Annotated in this window: 18 protein-coding genes; 8 read left to right on the plus strand and 10 right to left on the minus strand. The window is 39.6% G+C overall.

Annotated elements, in window-relative coordinates; genetic code table 11:
- Positions 1 to 457: 457 nt before the first annotated feature.
- From H6G41_RS25085 to H6G41_RS25100, 4 genes are all read left to right on the plus strand, one after another.
- Positions 458 to 1177 (plus strand): response regulator transcription factor, encoded by a 720-nt coding sequence (locus H6G41_RS25085; RefSeq protein WP_190749716.1) that lies wholly within the window; start codon positions 458 to 460, stop codon positions 1175 to 1177.
- A gap of 276 nt (positions 1178 to 1453) precedes the next feature.
- Positions 1454 to 3127 carry a SpoIIE family protein phosphatase gene (locus H6G41_RS25090; protein WP_190749718.1) on the plus strand — a complete coding sequence of 558 codons (1674 nt, stop codon included), beginning with the start codon at positions 1454 to 1456 and terminating at the stop codon, positions 3125 to 3127.
- A 3-nt stretch (positions 3128 to 3130) separates the two neighbouring features.
- Positions 3131 to 3556, plus strand: a complete 426-nt coding sequence (locus H6G41_RS25095; RefSeq protein ID WP_096645078.1) for an anti-sigma regulatory factor — start codon at positions 3131 to 3133, stop codon at positions 3554 to 3556.
- Positions 3557 to 3854: 298 nt separating this feature from the next.
- Positions 3855 to 4295 (plus strand): hypothetical protein, encoded by a 441-nt coding sequence (locus H6G41_RS25100; protein ID WP_190749773.1) that lies wholly within the window; start codon positions 3855 to 3857, stop codon positions 4293 to 4295.
- A gap of 43 nt (positions 4296 to 4338) precedes the next feature.
- On the opposite strand, the gene H6G41_RS25105 is transcribed toward H6G41_RS25100, so the two are convergent.
- Together H6G41_RS25105 and H6G41_RS25110 are read right to left on the minus strand one after the other, a co-directional pair.
- Positions 4339 to 4764: a nuclear transport factor 2 family protein gene (locus H6G41_RS25105; protein ID WP_190749719.1), complete on the minus strand. Its 426-nt coding sequence runs from the start codon at positions 4762 to 4764 to the stop codon at positions 4339 to 4341.
- A gap of 488 nt (positions 4765 to 5252) precedes the next feature.
- Positions 5253 to 5774 (minus strand): orange carotenoid protein N-terminal domain-containing protein, encoded by a 522-nt coding sequence (locus H6G41_RS25110; protein ID WP_190749721.1) that lies wholly within the window; start codon positions 5772 to 5774, stop codon positions 5253 to 5255.
- Between the two features lie 217 nt (positions 5775 to 5991).
- Here H6G41_RS25110 and queG point away from each other — a divergent pair, with 217 nt between their 5' ends.
- Complete coding sequence (gene queG, locus H6G41_RS25115) at positions 5992 to 6966, plus strand: tRNA epoxyqueuosine(34) reductase QueG (protein WP_190749723.1); 975 nt, start codon at positions 5992 to 5994, stop codon at positions 6964 to 6966.
- Entirely contained in the window at positions 6941 to 7576 is a 636-nt protein-coding gene (locus H6G41_RS25120) for an HAD-IA family hydrolase (RefSeq protein WP_190749725.1), read from the plus strand. Before queG ends, H6G41_RS25120 begins: the two co-directional genes overlap by 26 nt.
- 164 nt (positions 7577 to 7740) lie before the next feature.
- Here the strand turns inward: H6G41_RS25120 and H6G41_RS25125 are convergent, their stop codons facing one another.
- Positions 7741 to 8115 carry a hypothetical protein gene (locus tag H6G41_RS25125; protein WP_190749727.1) on the minus strand — a complete coding sequence of 125 codons (375 nt, stop codon included), beginning with the start codon at positions 8113 to 8115 and terminating at the stop codon, positions 7741 to 7743.
- A gap of 216 nt (positions 8116 to 8331) precedes the next feature.
- Between H6G41_RS25125 and H6G41_RS25130 the strand changes: the two genes are divergently transcribed.
- Complete coding sequence (locus H6G41_RS25130) at positions 8332 to 8862, plus strand: orange carotenoid protein N-terminal domain-containing protein (protein ID WP_190749729.1); 531 nt, start codon at positions 8332 to 8334, stop codon at positions 8860 to 8862.
- A gap of 15 nt (positions 8863 to 8877) precedes the next feature.
- Here H6G41_RS25130 and H6G41_RS25135 read toward each other — a convergent pair whose 3' ends face one another.
- Positions 8878 to 9588: an ABC transporter ATP-binding protein gene (locus H6G41_RS25135; RefSeq protein ID WP_199316297.1), complete on the minus strand. Its 711-nt coding sequence runs from the start codon at positions 9586 to 9588 to the stop codon at positions 8878 to 8880.
- Positions 9589 to 9936: 348 nt separating this feature from the next.
- On the opposite strand from H6G41_RS25135, the gene H6G41_RS25140 reads away from it, so the two are divergent.
- The gene (locus H6G41_RS25140; RefSeq protein ID WP_190749731.1) at positions 9937 to 10386 is read left to right on the plus strand and encodes an orange carotenoid protein N-terminal domain-containing protein; all 450 of its coding nucleotides are present in this window, start codon (positions 9937 to 9939) and stop codon (positions 10384 to 10386) included.
- Between the two features lie 849 nt (positions 10387 to 11235).
- Here H6G41_RS25140 and H6G41_RS25145 read toward each other — a convergent pair.
- The 6 genes from H6G41_RS25145 to H6G41_RS25170 form a co-directional block, all read right to left on the minus strand.
- A complete protein-coding gene (locus tag H6G41_RS25145; RefSeq protein ID WP_190749733.1) occupies positions 11236 to 11985 on the minus strand; it encodes an ABC transporter ATP-binding protein in 750 nt (249 codons plus the stop codon).
- Between the two features lie 15 nt (positions 11986 to 12000).
- Complete coding sequence (locus H6G41_RS25150) at positions 12001 to 12783, minus strand: ABC transporter ATP-binding protein (protein ID WP_190749736.1); 783 nt, start codon at positions 12781 to 12783, stop codon at positions 12001 to 12003.
- Between the two features lie 155 nt (positions 12784 to 12938).
- Entirely contained in the window at positions 12939 to 13865 is a 927-nt protein-coding gene (locus H6G41_RS25155) for a branched-chain amino acid ABC transporter permease (RefSeq protein WP_190749738.1), read from the minus strand.
- A 119-nt stretch (positions 13866 to 13984) separates the two neighbouring features.
- Complete coding sequence (locus H6G41_RS25160) at positions 13985 to 14587, minus strand: Uma2 family endonuclease (RefSeq protein ID WP_190749740.1); 603 nt, start codon at positions 14585 to 14587, stop codon at positions 13985 to 13987.
- Positions 14588 to 14594: 7 nt separating this feature from the next.
- Positions 14595 to 15545 (minus strand): branched-chain amino acid ABC transporter permease, encoded by a 951-nt coding sequence (locus H6G41_RS25165; protein WP_096645652.1) that lies wholly within the window; start codon positions 15543 to 15545, stop codon positions 14595 to 14597.
- Between the two features lie 108 nt (positions 15546 to 15653).
- A complete protein-coding gene (locus tag H6G41_RS25170) occupies positions 15654 to 16898 on the minus strand; it encodes an ABC transporter substrate-binding protein (RefSeq protein ID WP_190749742.1) in 1245 nt (414 codons plus the stop codon).
- Positions 16899 to 16931 lie beyond the last annotated feature (33 nt).

Raw genomic sequence — 16931 nt, forward strand, 5'->3', positions numbered from 1 at the left:
CTGTTTTGTGGCAGATGCTATATCTCTAGCAGATGGAGAGGACATATTTGGCTGGGAATTCAAATATATTGGTTATAGTTCGCTTTCATAGTTTATGAGCTTTTGTGAGTTGTAGTACAAGAGTTTGGCAATATGAACAAACTACCCATCCCATCTCTTAAGGATGCTGGTGCTTGTCTTGTTGCTTTAATTGTTGGCAATCCCTAGCAATAGGCAGCCAAATTAATTAATTGATAACAGATGTATTTGCTTGGGGTTTAGCCTGCTTAATTCTATGATGAGAGTGTGATGTTCCTGAGGGAATGAATGCCTATGGCATTGGTAACACCTTTACGTGTTAGCTTTACTCACAAAGCACTTTTAAATTTTTGTATAGATATTTAGTGACTGCATTTCCTACAAGTTTTGAGTAAACTCGATTTTACAGTTAAGGTAGTGTAACGGGCGGAAGTTGGCTATGAGTAAAATTCGTATTGCTCTGATTGAAGATCATGACCTCACCCGTGTGGGTATTCGGACAGCACTACTGCAAAAAGAGGAAATTGAAATTGTAGGAGAAGCTGCCAATGCTGCGGAAGGTCTGAAAATGTTAAAAACGCTACAACCGGATATTGCGATTGTAGATATTGGCTTACCAGATAAAGATGGTATTGAGTTGACGCGGGAGTTAAAGACTACTAGTAATGGAGCAGAGTTAAAAATTAAGGTGTTAATTCTAACACTCAGAGATAACAAAGAGGCAGTACTCGCAGCTTTCGCGGCTGGAGCTGATTCCTACTGTATGAAGGATATTAAATTTGATAATTTGCTAGAAGCAGTGCGAGTAACCCACAATGGCAATGCTTGGATAGATCCGGCGATCGCTAGAATTGTATTACAACAAGCACAACAAAATCCTGCTAAACAAGATCTAGTATCATTAGATACAAAAAATCTCCTGAATACCTCTGCTTCTGGGGAGATTCAGGAACATATAGATCCTTACACCCTGACAGAAAGAGAATTAGAAGTGTTACAGTTGATTGTCGAAGGTTGTAGCAATGCAGTCATCGCAGAAAGGCTTTACATCACAGTCGGGACAGTGAAAACTCACGTCCGGAATATTTTAAATAAGCTATGTGCTGACGATCGCACTCAAGCGGCAGTTCGTGCGTTGCGTTCTGGATTGGTGGGATAAGTTGAAGTTGAGCAATGTCGCTCCCAACGACGAAAGATAAAGAAAAATCTCCAACTTTAAGCAAAATATTTGATTGCAAAGTGGGTATCTTCTTTATAGGACTACTGTCTGATTTGTGCGCCTGCTAGCTCTATACACTTGGAAGTAGCTCTTTTCCTGGTGGCTATTGCTTGCCTACACTATATGGTGTTGATTTTTGGTTATGTCATTATTTATTAGGTGTCATAAAAATTACACTTTTGCTCAATACCAGTATCTAAAAAGTTAAAGTCACATATGACTGAAATCGAGGGAAACAAACTCAAGCTCATGGTGGTAGATGATGAGCCAGATAACTTAGATTTACTCTACCGCACTTTTAGACGAGATTTTGACGTATATCAAGCCAATCATGCCCTTAGCGCCCTAGAAATTTTAGATAAAGAGGGCGAAATGGCTGTGATTATTTCTGACCAAAGAATGCCAGAAATGAACGGCACTGAATTCTTGAGCCGCACGGTAGAGCGTTTTCCCGATACCATCAGGATTTTGCTGACTGGTTTTACTGATGTGGAAGACTTGGTAGATGCAATTAACTCAGGTCAAGTATTTAAGTACATCACCAAACCCTGGAATCCTCAAAGGTTAAAGGCACTGGTTGAGCAAGCTACTGATACCTATCGTTTAGTTAAAAAGCGGACTCAAGAGCTACGTAGAGCATTACGGCGAGAATCTTTATTTAATGCCGTAACAACAGCAATTCGTGAGTCTTTAGACTACGACAGTATGCTGCAAAAGATTGTGGCAACTATTGGTGAAACATTTGAAACAACTTGTTGCTTCCTGAGGCCAGTAGAGGGCGATTGTCTAACATCAGATGTCTTCTCTTATCAAGATCCTAATTTTGATACATCACTTTCTGCCTTTGACCCTAGCTCTTTAATTGAAAAAGTACTTGCAACTCGTCAGTATCAACTGACTCAAGGGATAGATGATGGTAACCCTTGTCACCAGTTAGTTGTGCCATTGTCTTATCAGCAACAACTGCTGGCTGTGCTTGCCCTTTACCAAAGAGGTCAGGATCATTCTTGGCAAGATGAAGACATTCAACTGATTGCAGGTGTTGCGGAACAAGCTGCTTTAGCACTGTCACAAGCAAAACTATATCAGCGCCTCCAAGAAAAACAACACCAAATTCGAGCTGAGTTAGAAGTTGCCCGCCAAATTCAAAATAACTTACTAAGGCAAAGTTTACCTGATATTAAGGGCGCAAAAGTACAAGCTTGCTGCTATGCGGCGCGGGAAGTAGGAGGTGATTTTTTTGAAGTATTTGTTCATCCGAAAGGGGACTTGTGGTTGGCAGTAGGTGATGTTTCCGGTAAGGGCGTACCAGCAGCTTTGTTTATGGCTAGTGCTATTTCAGTGTTACGGCGAGAATTATCTCAAGAAACGCCGGCTGAGCCAAATATAGTCATGCAAAATCTGAATCATGCTATGTCTGATGACTTGATTAGCAACAATTGTTTTATCACTCTCGTCTTAGCATGTTATACGCCTAGCACTAGGCAATTTGTCTATGCTAATGCCGGGCACATCTATCCGTTACTTTGGTCTTCAGATACGACTGCATCAGAACAACCCCAATATCTTAAGGTTCGCAGCATTCCCTTAGGTATATTGCCTAAATGGCAGGCACAGTCTGGTCACTTAGTGCTGAATCCCAATGATATCTTGCTGTTAGCCAGTGATGGAATTACAGAAGCAATGGTATCAAATAGTGTGTTTAAATGTAAAAATACTGAAGATAATAGTCAAGCATTTAGTAGATCTATGCTGAATCAAGACGGTCTTTGGCAACTTTTGCAACAACAACCAAAACCACTTTATCTTAGCGATTTATTAACTCGTATTCAGGCAAACAGCCCAGTTCAAGAAGACGACCAAACTATACTCTCATTGGAGGTTTTGTAAGTAATGAAAAGTGAGCTACATGTACCCAGTGACTTAAATTTTTTAAATATTGTCGAAAACTGGTTGTTAGGATGCTTGAAAATCCAGCTAGGAGAATCGGTTGATTGGTCGCGACAATCAAGTCGTTTGCGGCTGGCTTTGGTAGAAGCTTACTCGAATGTAGTCCGCCATGCTCATAAGGAACAGGCTAATTTACCTGTTTTACTACGTTTGGAGTTAAAAAACCGGGATCTGGCTTTAGAGGTTTGGGACTACGGTGAAGGCTTTGATATGTCTACTTACTTTCCGCCAAACCCTTTAGAAAAACAAGAAGGGGGTTATGGTTGGCTAATTATGAACCGATTGATGGATAAGGTTGAGTATCAGTTACAGGTAGATGGCGCTAACTGCCTGAAGTTAGAAGCTACTTTACCCGAATTAGTTAGTTGAAATTCCTTGATTGAAACTCAAGGTATTATTAATACTACACAAAATACAGCTTGCTCTTTGCTCGGAATGTTCGATAGTGCCAATTCTGAATGCTCAATTTGGAATTGGTCTGCTCCATAAATTATTGAGAAATGTAAATAATATTGATAACTTTTGCTAAATTTATTTGATTTATTAGTGTTATTTATCAGACTATGAAGACTTAGGTAGGGTTTGCGATCGCATCTAGCTATCGATACCATCCCTGCTGTCTATGCAAACCTACTGCAAATTGAAGTCTCAAGTCATGGTTCTTCCTATGGAAGCTTTATTTTGTTTGTCACCACGCTATCGCCTTGATGATGAATTACCTTGGCTAGAAGGAATTGACCCCAGTCGTCACTATTGGGTTGCAGTCAATGGCAACAGTAATCTCACAGTAGCTATTCCTGGATTAACGGTGTCTAGCAAAAGCGAACTAAAGCAAGCTATTGAGCAATTCCGCTCGCTAAAGCCTGGAGAACAGATGACTTTGAGAAGAATTGCTAGTAATTGTCAGATTCACTGTGTGAGTTCCAATTGCTATGCAGTAGCAGATGAGATTAATGGCGCGCCAGTATGGCATTTATTCGATTGTGAAACTTTAGATAGTTTGCTGATGACAGCACACCCCGATTGGCAATGTGCGCCATCAGATGTTGAGTTAGGTAGAAAATTGTTATTTAGAGCTTTCCAGGAAACTGCTGCTTCCAAAAGCTAAAAATAATTGAATTGATAAGTAGATTTTGCTGGTCGTTAACTGCTTAATCACGACGGATGGCGAGTAACTCTTGTGGAGAAGCTAGAAGTTTAATTCTAGTTTCGACAATTTGTCGTTGTTGGTTGAGAAGAAACAGCCATGAGACGTTAACACCACACCAGGACGTTAAAGCTTTGCCGGCTACCTGGACTTGAATTTGCTCGTTTGGCAAATTCTCGATAATTCCTTGCTGGGGTTCAGCTTTGATACCTTGAGCCTCTTCTTGGAGATAGGCGGAGATCTCATCTGGGCCGACAAAACCAGATTCAAATGGTGGATACATGATACCATCCTCAGCAAACAAGGCGGCTGTGGCGGAAAATTCTCCAGCGTTCAAAGTTTCAAAGTACCGCACAATTGTGGTTTCTGTAATTCCTTCTATGGATAATTTTTCTGTTTGTGTTGTCGCTTTCAATTCAGCAGCTGTCATAAAATTACCTTTGTTAGACTAGCTAAACATCCATCTTCATCACAAAGCCAGGCAAAAAAAAGCTGCTTTTGGTATATATTGCTTGGTTTTTGGTGAGTCTTTCTGCGGATGGAGGGAAAAAATACCAATTTAAATAGTGTTTGCGGCACATCAATATATTCTAGAAGGCATGGCGTCATCCCCCTACCATCTGTCACATTCTTTTTTAAAATTGGTATAATTAATAATCAGTAATATTTAAATTTTACTAAGTATAAGTTTGTAATCAGTAATTGAATAATGCTCAAACCTTAGAGATATATAGGTATTGGCGTGACGTTTAATGTACTTTTAATAAGTTATCTATGTTTCTCGCTCACAATCTGAAAAATAATAATTCACTGATGCTAGACTGCTTTGTGATTTTTAATATACCCGTAGGTTGGGCAATATTCGCCAAATTTTAGTTTGGCGAGCATTGCCTTTCTTAGTCGCAAATTGCGAAAAATTTAATCAGCGAAAGGGTCAATACCCATATCAGAGACTACCTTGCGGAAGACGGTGATTTGTTGACCAAAATCTAATCCTATAAGTGTTTTTAGTACTTGTGCGCCATCACGAGAGATTTGATAGCCAGCTGGTACGGGTACAACTATTCCTTTAACCATTAATTCTGATAATTCATACCAGAAAGCTAACTTAGTATTGGTACCGAGAACGCCATAAGAGCGAGAAAATTGAGTATTTCTCTTAGCAGCTAGGTCGCGCATGACCTCTAACTGCTGTGCATGAGACATTTGTTGAATTTGTTGCAGTAGACCTTCTGCGAATTGTAAACGAGCAGCACCGGTAGCGGCTGGGGTGATGGAACGTCCCATTTCGGTGTATGCGTACCATAGCACTGCTAGTTGGTCATCGACGTTGAGGCTTTTAAATACAGCAATGCTGGAGGTAACGACATCACCCGGTTGGGTGCTGTAATTTAAAGCTGAAGAAAAGTTGGTTGAGGCTGAATCAGAAGTGAATGTCATGATTGCACCGCAGTCAATTTAATAAGTTTTCTGCAAAATAGATAGGAGGCGTGCATCACTCTGGGTTGCTTGACCTCTCGATTTACATTTTGCAGTATTTCTTAATAAAACGCAAATAAAAGTTACAAATAGTATGGATAGTAAATTAAATACCAAGGTATTGACTGTGTAGAGTAGTATTGAAGGGTTGCCTATGGGCAAAATTTAGATAAGATTAATGAATAACTCTGGCATAACCACAAGTGATGTGGTAAGGAAAAAAGCTCAGGAGTTGGGATTTCACAAGGTAGGGATTGCGGCTGTAGATGGGGTAGATGAGACGGCGGCACAGCGTTTGCAAGCATGGATAGCCTTGGGTTACAACGCTGATATGGGTTGGATGGCGAACCCAAAGCGTCAGGATATTCACTTAGTGATGCCAGAAGGGCGATCGCTAATTTGTGTGGCGTTAAATTACTACACCCCACATCAACGTCCCGAAGGCGAGGAATACGCCAAGATTTCCCGTTATGGCTGGGGAAGGGATTATCACAAGGTGATGCATAAAAAACTCAAGGCTTTGACTATCTGGTTGCGATCGCTCAGTGAAGATGTGCGAGCGATATATTATGCAGATACAGGCCCGGTACAGGATAAAGTCTGGGCGCAAAAGGCTGGTATAGGTTGGATTGCCAAAAATGGTAATGTGATTACACGGGAATATGGTTCTTGGGTCTTTTTAGGGGAGATTATCACTAATTTGTCATTAGAAAGCGATCGCCCCGCCACGCAACATTGTGGAACCTGTACTCGTTGTTTAGAGGCTTGTCCTACTGGTGCAATTACTAGTCCTTATGTAGTCGATGCTAACCGCTGCATTGCCTATCATACGATTGAAAATCGAGCAGAACAATTACCTCAAAGCATTCAATCCCAGTTACATGGCTGGGTTGCAGGTTGTGATATCTGCCAAGATGTTTGTCCGTGGAATCTACGTTTTGCTCAAGTTACTGATGTGACAGAATTTAATCCTTATCCTGGGAATGTGGCTCCTAAGCTGGTAGAATTAGCAGAAATCACAGATGAGGAGTGGGAACGAAAATTTCCGGCATCAGCCTTGCGGCGGATTAAACCAGAAATGTTACGACGGAATGCCCGTGCTAATCTAGACGCATCCAGGCAACAGAATGACTCAGAAAGTAATTATCTTTGATTTTGATGGCACGATCGCAGATACATTAGATGCGCTTGTAAGTATTGCTAATCGTTTAGCTTTAGAGTTTGGTTATGTCCAAATTTCTCCGCAAGAATTAGCTTTGTTGAGAAACTTAACTTCGCGGGAGATTATTAAATATTCTGGGATTTCAGTTTTGAAGATACCTTTTTTAGTGAAAAAGGTTAAGTCAGAATTAAAAAATAAGATTCACGAATTTAAACCTATCCCTGGAATTCAAGAAGCTTTGATTCAACTTAAGCAGCATGGTTACAGGCTAGGGATTATTACTTCTAATTCTAAAGATAATGTCACGGAATTTCTCAAAATTAACGATCTAGAGAGTTTATTTGATTTTATCTATTCAGGAGTGACAATTTTCGGCAAAACCACAATTATCAATAATGTCTTAAGGCAAAAGCAACTTAAACCCCAACAAGTTATTTATGTAGGAGATGAAACCAGAGATATAGAAGCATCGAAGAAAGCTAATATCAAGGTAATTGCCGTAGCTTGGGGGTTTAATTCGCCAGAAGTGCTAGCCAAACAAAAACCCCATTTCTTGATTCACCATCCTAGCGAGCTTTTGAATGTAGTTAGTAATTCGTAATTTTTAGCTATTGTGTCTTGGCTATGTAGTCCTATTAAAATAATCAGATAGGTGGGCAATGCCCACCCTACAAAGAGTGAGATGATTTCAAATTTTCAAATGAATTGGTAGATTCGTAATTGCGTAATGGCAATTTTTAATTACGAATTACGAATTACGAATTATTAATTTTTCGCTTGACCTTTTTCTAAAGCTTTTTGCACTAAATCATCATCAATGCTGGCTACACCCTCATTTCTCGAACCTGCGACATCCTTAGCCATATCTGCATAATCATCAGGATTACCAGTTGCTTGGGTTTCTAGTCTAGTTTCTTCTGGCTTGGGAATTTCAAATTTAGGTGCTGTTGCGGCTTCTGCGGCTTTTGCACCTTCACCTGTACGATCGATGTCACTGACACTAAATTGCTGTGCTGCGGCGTAATCGGCTTCAAAATCTACTGTTGGCGCTTTTTCTTCACCAGCAGCTATGTTTTCTGCTGCTAACTGTGCATCATGGGTAGGAGCTTCGTTAACATTAGGCTTTACTTCATCAGGCATAAATTTACTCCTAGGTATTTTTTCAATTGCTGAGGTCATCGTATCAAAGCGATCGCATAAATCATTGGCTCCCTTAGAGATATTCTTACCTCTATTAAAAGGTAGATAAAAACTGCAAATTGCTATAAATTAATCTCTTTCTCTTGACAGTGGATTCTGATTATTAAACTCTGTTAACCCTAAGTTTGATATGTTAAATCGCCTTGGAGATAAATAATGACTGCTAGCCAAGATAGAAACGTTTCTCAAGCTTTAACTAATGAAACTCAAAAAGTTGTTGCAGATTTTAATAGCTTAGATACTGATGCTAAATTAGCTTGGTTTTATTTGGTTTATGAAAAAATGGGAGATTCAATTACTCCGGCTGCACCTGCAGCTGCGGAACCAAATTTAGCACCAATTTTGCTCAATGATTATTTGGATTTATCTGATGATGAACAACTAGCAATTATGCGGCAAATTGTGAATGGTGAAGCTAGCGATTATTCTCGTGCTTATGGTGCTTTAAAAGAAAATAATCAGCTTTTGGTTTGGTATGTTTGGGCTGAAGCAATGGGCGATCAGGTAGTTGATTTATCTGAGGATTACGAGACTACAGATAAAATCGACAATCTGCTTTCTCAACTTGAAGGATTAGATTTTGAAGCGCAAATGTCGGTGCTGCGGACGATCGCATCCCAGATGGGCTACAGTGATGTCCAGCCGGTGGAAACCCAAACACAGACTGGTAAAACACCTAGCTTGTAAGCTGCTAGCTTCTAACTAAGATACAGCCATGTGACTTAAGTCCGCTGGGGTGAGGTGGGAGTGAACGACTTCACCGTCGCGGAACCAGACTATGCGCTGGGTTTGACGGGCTACATCTGGTTCGTGGGTAACCATGACGACTGTAATTCCACTGGCGTTTAATTCACTAAAAATATCCATGACTTCTTGGGTAGTGCGGGAATCGAGTGCGCCAGTGGGTTCATCAGCAAGGAGAACAACGGGACGGTTGACAATGGCACGAGCGATCGCTACTCTTTGTTGTTGTCCGCCTGATAGTTGAGTTGGTTTATTGTTGAGACGCTTTTCTAAGCCGACTTTGATTAAAGCTTCAGTAGCGCGATCGCGTCTTTCTTGAGCATTAATTCCAGCATAAGCCATTGGTAACATGACGTTTTCTAGGGCTGTCAGTTGAGATAAGAGATGGAATTGTTGAAAAACAAACCCTAGTTTTTTGTTGCGAATATGCGCCAAGGCTTTATCATTCATTTGCGCGACATCGACGTTATCTAAATAGTAACTTCCAAAAGTGGGGCGATCTAGACAGCCGATGATATTCATGGCTGTAGATTTACCAGAACCAGAAGGCCCCATAATTGAACAATATTCACCTTCATTGATAATCAAATTCACATTATTAAGTGCTTTGACTTCTGTTTCGCCGCTACCGTAAATTTTAAAGATATTTTCTAATTGAATAATTTTCATTTTTTAGTTGTTAGTTGTTAGTAGGGGCGGGTTTATGCGAGATCTTCATGAATCAGTGAGGATATCTGTGAACCCGCCCGTACAGTTGTTAGTTGTCAGCGATGCACTGAGAGCTACAAGAAGTGTTGTCAGTTGTATTCCTTCTTTATCCCCCTCATCTATTTTATTCCTTCTGCATCCTGTCCTCTGCCCTTTGCCTTCCTTCATCTGTCTGACAGCGTAAGTATTGTTTCTATCTTTTGTGGGATTATGCCTCTGGAATCATTCGTTAACTTATGTGGAGTAACTAAAAGAAATTTTTCTTAGTGATTGCAAAACTAAGGAAAACTCGCTTAATTTGGAGTGTTTATGACATATACAGTTGACGAAAGCACAAGACCAGCTTTAGAAACTTTCAAACGCTTTGATGTAGATACTCAACTAGCTTTACTTTGGTACGGTTATCTGGATATTAAGGATCAGCTAAACCCAGCGCCTCCTAATAGTGTAGAAATTCCTGGTACAGCTGTGTTTAATAAAATCCAAGATTTATCTCAGCAAGAACAATTGCAAGCACAACGTGACTTACTACGGGGTGGTAATAGTGATATTAACCATGCTTACAAAGCCCTAAGTCCTAATGCTAAATTAGAGGTTTGGTTTTTGCTGGCTCAAGGAATTGAGAATGGAACTATTATCCCCGTTCCTTCTGAGTATAAACTTCCTAATGGAACAGATGAATTTGTAGCCCAGATCAAAAAACTAGAGTTCGATCAACGGCTGAATTTCATGCTGACTGCTGTGCAAGCATTGGGTTAAGTTACACCATTTTGGATTTTGAATCAGAATTTAATACCAATTCAAATAATGTGGCGACACATCAATCTATTTTAGAGGTCAAGGCAGTGCTATGCCCCTACCGTCTGTCACATTATTTTTTCAAATTGGTATAACTTCTGTTTTCAGTTTCTGTAAATCCATTGGCTGCAATCATCTTTTTCATTACTATTTGGAAGGTTGATGCTTGATAAAGCTTAAGGCTAAAGCATCAACCTTTATTAATAGCATTTGATATTTTTTGAGAATATTTGATTATTATTTATCGCATAACCAAATTAATAAACCTACTCCTAAACCAAAAAGTAAGCTGTAAGTAATTGAGTAGGTAAAGAGATTTACCACTAGAAATTGCACAGCTTTGAAGATGTATTGTTTTAATTAGGGAACTCCAAAAAATAAATTATTCCGTTAAACGTTGACTGTTGACAGTTGACGGTTCACAGTTAACAGTCAACCGTCAACAATCAACAATAGCAATGGAATATTTTTTTACTTGGAAGTCCCTTAGATATCCCTGAAGCAGGTATGATGTTGTATTTGTTTTAACTACCTGCGGTTGTGGTTGGCGAGGTTATTTTCCTCGTGAATGAGGCTCAGAAGCTCGTGAATGAGGCTCAGAAGCTCGTGAATGAGGTTCAGAAGTTCATTAATGAGGTTATTTTCCTCGTGAATGAGGCTCAGAAGTTCATTAATGAGGTTATTTTCTTCGTGAATGAGGCTCAGAAGTTCATTAATGAGGTTATTTTCCTCGTTAAACAGTAAATATACTTAAGCGATCGCATTATGGAATTATTCAGGCGATAGTTTTACGGCAAAATAATACTTCCTTTATCCCAAATAAGCTTTTTTCACTCGCTCATCGGTAATTAATGCGGATGCTGCGCCTGTTAAAGTAATAGAACCAGCTTCTAAAACATATCCTCTATCGGCAATTTGGAGAGCTAGATTCGCGTTTTGTTCAACTAATAAAATCGTCACGCCGATAGCGCGGAGATTTTCAATAATTGTAAATATTTCTCGGACGATCGCGGGTGCTAAACCTAAGCTAGGTTCGTCTAAAAGCAGGAGTTGGGGTTTACTCATTAAAGCACGAGCGATCGCTAACATTTGTTGTTCACCACCGCTAAGGGTTCCTGCTAGCTGATGGCGTCTTTGGGCTAAACGGGGAAATAGCTGATATTGATGTTCTAAATCTGCTTTAATTTCTTTTTGATCGTTGCGAATATAAGCGCCTAATAACAAATTATCTAAAACTGTTTGTCTCGCTAATACCCTCCTTCCTTCAGGAGAATGGGCGATACCTAGTTTTACTACTTCGTAAGCAGGACGGCGCGTGATATTTTTTCCACTATAAAAAATCGCCCCGCTTTTGGGATTAACTATTTTTGAGATAGCGCGGAGTGTGGTAGTTTTACCAGCACCGTTAGCACCAATTAAAGTGACTACTTCACCTTTTTTAATGGTTAAATTAATCTTTTTTAGGGCTTGAATACCGCCATAATTTACATCTAGGTTTTGAATATCTAAAATCGTAAAATCTTCTTTAGCAATTAAATCTTGGCGTTCATCGGCGTTCATCGGCTGTTTAATTCCTCATCCACTTCCCAAATAAGCTACAATTACGGCTGGATCGTCTCTGACAACAGCGGGTTTACCCAAAGCAATTAATTGTCCAAAATCCAAAACAGCAATGCGATCGCATAATCCCATAACTAAGGGTACATGATGCTCAATCAAGATAATTGTTAAGTTAAAGCGTTCCTTAAGACTGCGGATAAAATCGCTAAGTTGCTGCTTTTCGCTGGGGTTCATCCCTGCTGCGGGTTCATCGAGGAGCAAAATTTGCGGTTCTAAGGCTAAAGCGCGGGCGATTTCTAAGCGACGCTGATCGCCGTAAGCAAAGTTCTTGGCTTTTTCTTGAGTGCGATCGCTCAATCCCACCATCTCTAATAAATCTAAAGCTTTTTTGCGACTTTTAGATTCTTCACTAGGCGCTGGTGGCAATCCTAGAACTCCTGTAATCATACCACTTTTAGTATGTAGATGACCGCCAATAATCACATTTTCTAAAGCTGATAATTCACCGAATAGGCGAATGTTTTGAAACGTGCGGGCAATTCCTAAAGCTGCAATTTTATGGGGACGTAATTGGGATATATCTTGACCTTGATAAATTAATTGTCCCTCAGAAGGGGGAATCAAAGCGGTAATTAAATTAAATAATGTGGTTTTTCCTGCACCATTAGGGCCGATTAATCCAAAAATTTCATGTTTTTGGACTGCGAAAGATACATTATTTACAGCCACTAAACCACCAAAGCGGCGTGTCAATGATTTGGCTTCTAAGACAATAGAATTTTTCTCGCTTGTTTGCATATTGTTAGGGGTTAGGTGTAGCTATTACATGATGCTTATAAATTTTAATATTTTAATTTCTTACCTCTGTGTCCTCTGCGCCTCTGTGGTTAAATAAATTATTTCTGAACCGCAGAGGACGCAGAGAGCGCAGAGAAACAACAATATTAATTGTGTTATCTACTTTTAATTTGACGTTTCTTAAAAATATCTGGTGTGACTAATCCTTGAGGAAAAAAGATGGTTCCTATCACAATTAACACCCCAAAAATAATTAATCTCCCATCTCGTAAAAATTGTGCTAACCACACAGGTAATCCGCCTGTATCAGCTAGACTGCGCAAGATTTCGGGTAAAGCTGTAAATACCATTCCGCCCACAACTGAACCTAAAAATGTTCTCGAACCGCCAATTAAAACAAAAGTTAAGTAGATAATACTCGCATCAAATGTACCTTGACGGGCATTCCAAGTATTGAGAAAATGGGCGCTAATTGCACCAACTACCCCTGCGAGAATAGCCCCTAATGTAAATGCTAAAACTTTGTAGTATGTAGGATTAATTCCCATTGCACCGGCGGCTAATTCATCTTCTCGAATTGCGGTAAATGCTCTACCTACGCGAATCCTTTCGAGACGGTAAAATAATACCATTGAAATGATGAGTAATGGTAAAGCAATCCATAAATAATCGATTTGGTTTTGGAAGGGTTGAGGAATCCCAAAAATCCCGACAGCACCGCCAGTAATTTCTAAATTAAGGGAAATAACCCGCAAAACTTCGACAAAAGCAATAGTTGCGATCGCTAAATAAATTCCCCGCAATCTTAAGGCGGGAATTCCGACGGCGATTCCCAATAATCCAGAAACTACACCAGCAATTATCATCTCAATTAACAACAGCCAAATCGAAAATGAATTACTATCAGATTTAAATACTGTTGTTGATAAAATTGCGGCAATATAACCACCTAAAGCATAAAATCCGGGGCTAGCTAAAGATAGTTGTCCTGTCATTAATGGTAAGTAAAGGGATAGCCCCAATAAAGCCCCTAATACCATAGAGACTATTAGCGAACCGTAAGTAGAAATAAATTCAGTCATTTGTCATTTGTCATTGGGTATTGGGCATTGGTCATTTGTCTTCCTTGTCTCCCCTGACTTCCCTTGTCTAATCATCATTGCGAATGCATTATTATCATAATTCCTAATAAATCTCTGGCTTAAGCGGTTAATATTTGCTCTGCTGTTAATGTTAATTCTGGAAAAGTTGGCGATATGATTCGTTCAGCCCCTCGAAATTGATGGCGTTGATATCTTCCATTACTATCTAATACAAAAACAAATACAGTCGGAACTTTGGGATTACCTAAATATTCTCTTAACCCTATTGCTAAATAATCGACGATCCAATATTCTTTAATCCCTAAACGTTGATATTCATCTAATTTATCAATGTAGTCATCTTCCCAATTAGTTGATGTCACTTCTACAGCTAATTGAATCGATTCTTCCAGTGCAGAGTAAGCAGTACGATTTGAGCGCCATATATCCTTATCTATGACACTGATATCAGGTTTGCGTCCCTGTTCTACGCCTTCAGCAGTGATTGTTTTAATTACTGCTGTATTTTTGACAACATAATTCAGATTAAGACGTTTAATTTCATCCTTGAAAGAGTCAGCCATAAAATCAGCGACATCATCATGATTTCTCGTAGAACGCACTTCAACAATTTCTCCATTTACCAATTCATAAAAACCTTCCTCTGGACACTGTTCAAGAAACTGATCAAAAGTTAATTTCTGTTTAGTAAATGTTGTCATACAGTCTTTAAACCTTCTGAATAAACCTGCGTCCTAGTAAACCTTGGGGTCTAACTAATAGCATGACAAATAAAATTGCAAATGCTACGGCGTCTTTGTAACCGGAATATTCGCCGGGGACGAAGGCTTCGACTAAGCCAATGAGTAAACCGCCTAATACCGCACCGGGAATACTCCCTAAACCGCCTAAGACGATGACTGCTAACCCTCTTAAACCAAAGGCGATACCAAAATAAGGCCCGGCTATACTGACGCTGGAAGCGACTAAAGTACCGGCTAATCCGGCTAAGAAACTGCTGATGAAAAATGTCAGGACGATAAAGCCATCGGTGTTAATTCCTAATAAACTGGCGGTGGTTGCGTCTTCTGCGATCGCTTGCATGGCTTTACCATATTTAGTACCGTTAATAAAATAGGTAAGAATTGCCACAAATACCACAGAAACCGCAAAAATCACGATTTGCACGCTGCGTATAGGAATTGGGCTTTCAGCGCTGCCAAAGTTTATTGAGGGTGGTAAATTCCCGTAAGCATTGGAAGGAAAGGTATAACTTTCTGCACCGACTAGATATTGGATGAGGTTAACGATAACTACCGCTACACCCAAGCTAGAAACTACTGTTAATAAAGGATCAGATCCTTTACGACGTAGGGGTTGAAAAGCGATGCGTTCCATTGCTATCCCTACCAATCCCGCCAAGCAACTACCTAAAAATAAGGCGATCGCAAATGGTAATTTGATCGGTAGAGTGGCATTAGCTAGCAAACCATTGAAGCCAAAACTACCACCCATAAGTGCATAAGTAAAATATGCACCTAGGGTAAATACTGCCCCATGCGCTAAATTAATAATGCCTAAAATGGAATAAACCAGAGTGTATCCCAAGGCAAAAATTGCATAAACGCTACCAATAGATAGCCCGTTTAAAAATTGTTGCAAAAATAAAGTAAATGTCATTTGTCATTGGGTATTGGGCATTGGGCATGGGGCATTGGGCATTGGGCATTGGGCATTGAGTATTTATTTAATTACCGCCTGCTTCCTCTGCTTTTTCCCTACACTACGTCATTTTAAAAATGTAAATTTACCTTGGCTACCATCTTGTTCCATTTTGATTTGCGCTACGTAAAAATCTTTTTGGATAACTTCACCAACGGGGGTAAAAGCAATTTCGCCTAAGGGTGTATTATATTTTCCTGCTAGTATCTGTTTATTTAATTCATTACGCAATTGTGGTAGAGCTAAGGTATTAACTTTAGTTTTTTTATCTAAAGCTTGGAGTGCTTCGACATAAACTTGAACTGCTGTAAAAGCTTGGGCTGTAAATTGTGGTGGTTCTTTTTTGAATTGTTCGCTATAGGTTTTACGAAATGTCGAATTAATCTCACCAGGATGTTCTGGGCTGTAAGCTTGGGCAATTAATACGCCATCACATAATGCTTTACATACTGGGAAAATATTGGAAGTATTCAGCCCATTACCGCCAACAATTAAGCCTTTATAACCTAGTTCTCGCAACTGTCTCACTAAGTTACCACCATCAGCAGCTAAACCAGAAATAATCACTAAATCTGCTTTCAGGTTAATTGCATTGGTGGCTTGGGTTTGAAAATCTGTATCGCTAGTTTGGAACTTTTGAACTGTGACTAATTCCAAACCCTGATCCTTCACAGTTTTCTGGAAAATATCCGTTTCTGATTTACTATAAGAATCATTTTGGGCAAAGAAAACCGCAACTCTTTTAATGTTAGGATTGAGCTTGAGTGCGGCTTTGACAGAATTAGGCGCAACTACAGAACTAGGTGCAGAAATTCGCGCTATATAATCACCAATTTCGGGAATTTTATCGGCAGTGTTAGATGCTGCTAACACGGGTACTTTAGCACGATCAGCTACAGGGTCAGCACTAAAAGCTTGTTGTGACAGAGTCGGCCCCACAATACCGACAACTTTATCTTTATTTATTAAGGTTTGAAAGGCGTTAATTGCACCATTTTCATCACCGCTAGTGTCTTGAAACACTAGTTTAATTGGCGTACCATTAATACCGCCTTTATCATTGAAATACTTCTCGGCAATTTTCGCTCCAGCTACTTGTTCTTGTCCTAGTAATGCTACGTTACTAGTTTGTGCAAAAGCAATACCAATGGGAATTACACCTGATGTATTTGTAGTTGATTGATTGTTAGTTGTAGTTTGACTTGATGTAGAAGTTTCTCCATTGTTACCACTATTAGCCCCATTACAAGCTGTAAACAGTAGACTTAAGGTAAGGCAAAATGTAGTTGTCAGCGCACCAGAGTTTTTCATGGATCGGCAATAAGCTATTTTGGGAATCCTCTT

It is taken from the genome of Tolypothrix sp. FACHB-123 (assembly GCF_014697075.1).
In the GTDB taxonomy this organism is placed as follows: Bacteria; Cyanobacteriota; Cyanobacteriia; order Cyanobacteriales; family Nostocaceae; genus Aulosira.

Coding starts and splice junctions, on each gene's coding strand:
- queG (WP_190749723.1), top strand. CDS start 5,992: ATGAATAACTCTGGCATAACCACAAGTGATGTGGTAAGGAAAAAAGCT.
- H6G41_RS25100 (WP_190749773.1), top strand. CDS start 3,855: ATGGAAGCTTTATTTTGTTTGTCACCACGCTATCGCCTTGATGATGAA.
- H6G41_RS25165 (WP_096645652.1), bottom strand. CDS start 15,545: ATGACATTTACTTTATTTTTGCAACAATTTTTAAACGGGCTATCTATT.
- H6G41_RS25170 (WP_190749742.1), bottom strand. CDS start 16,898: ATGAAAAACTCTGGTGCGCTGACAACTACATTTTGCCTTACCTTAAGT.
- H6G41_RS25155 (WP_190749738.1), bottom strand. CDS start 13,865: ATGACTGAATTTATTTCTACTTACGGTTCGCTAATAGTCTCTATGGTA.
- H6G41_RS25110 (WP_190749721.1), bottom strand. CDS start 5,774: ATGACATTCACTTCTGATTCAGCCTCAACCAACTTTTCTTCAGCTTTA.
- H6G41_RS25090 (WP_190749718.1), top strand. CDS start 1,454: ATGACTGAAATCGAGGGAAACAAACTCAAGCTCATGGTGGTAGATGAT.
- H6G41_RS25125 (WP_190749727.1), bottom strand. CDS start 8,115: ATGCCTGATGAAGTAAAGCCTAATGTTAACGAAGCTCCTACCCATGAT.
- H6G41_RS25140 (WP_190749731.1), top strand. CDS start 9,937: ATGACATATACAGTTGACGAAAGCACAAGACCAGCTTTAGAAACTTTC.
- H6G41_RS25150 (WP_190749736.1), bottom strand. CDS start 12,783: ATGCAAACAAGCGAGAAAAATTCTATTGTCTTAGAAGCCAAATCATTG.
- H6G41_RS25135 (WP_199316297.1), bottom strand. CDS start 9,588: ATGAAAATTATTCAATTAGAAAATATCTTTAAAATTTACGGTAGCGGC.
- H6G41_RS25105 (WP_190749719.1), bottom strand. CDS start 4,764: ATGACAGCTGCTGAATTGAAAGCGACAACACAAACAGAAAAATTATCC.
- H6G41_RS25085 (WP_190749716.1), top strand. CDS start 458: ATGAGTAAAATTCGTATTGCTCTGATTGAAGATCATGACCTCACCCGT.
- H6G41_RS25160 (WP_190749740.1), bottom strand. CDS start 14,587: ATGACAACATTTACTAAACAGAAATTAACTTTTGATCAGTTTCTTGAA.
- H6G41_RS25130 (WP_190749729.1), top strand. CDS start 8,332: ATGACTGCTAGCCAAGATAGAAACGTTTCTCAAGCTTTAACTAATGAA.
- H6G41_RS25095 (WP_096645078.1), top strand. CDS start 3,131: ATGAAAAGTGAGCTACATGTACCCAGTGACTTAAATTTTTTAAATATT.
- H6G41_RS25145 (WP_190749733.1), bottom strand. CDS start 11,985: ATGAACGCCGATGAACGCCAAGATTTAATTGCTAAAGAAGATTTTACG.
- H6G41_RS25120 (WP_190749725.1), top strand. CDS start 6,941: ATGACTCAGAAAGTAATTATCTTTGATTTTGATGGCACGATCGCAGAT.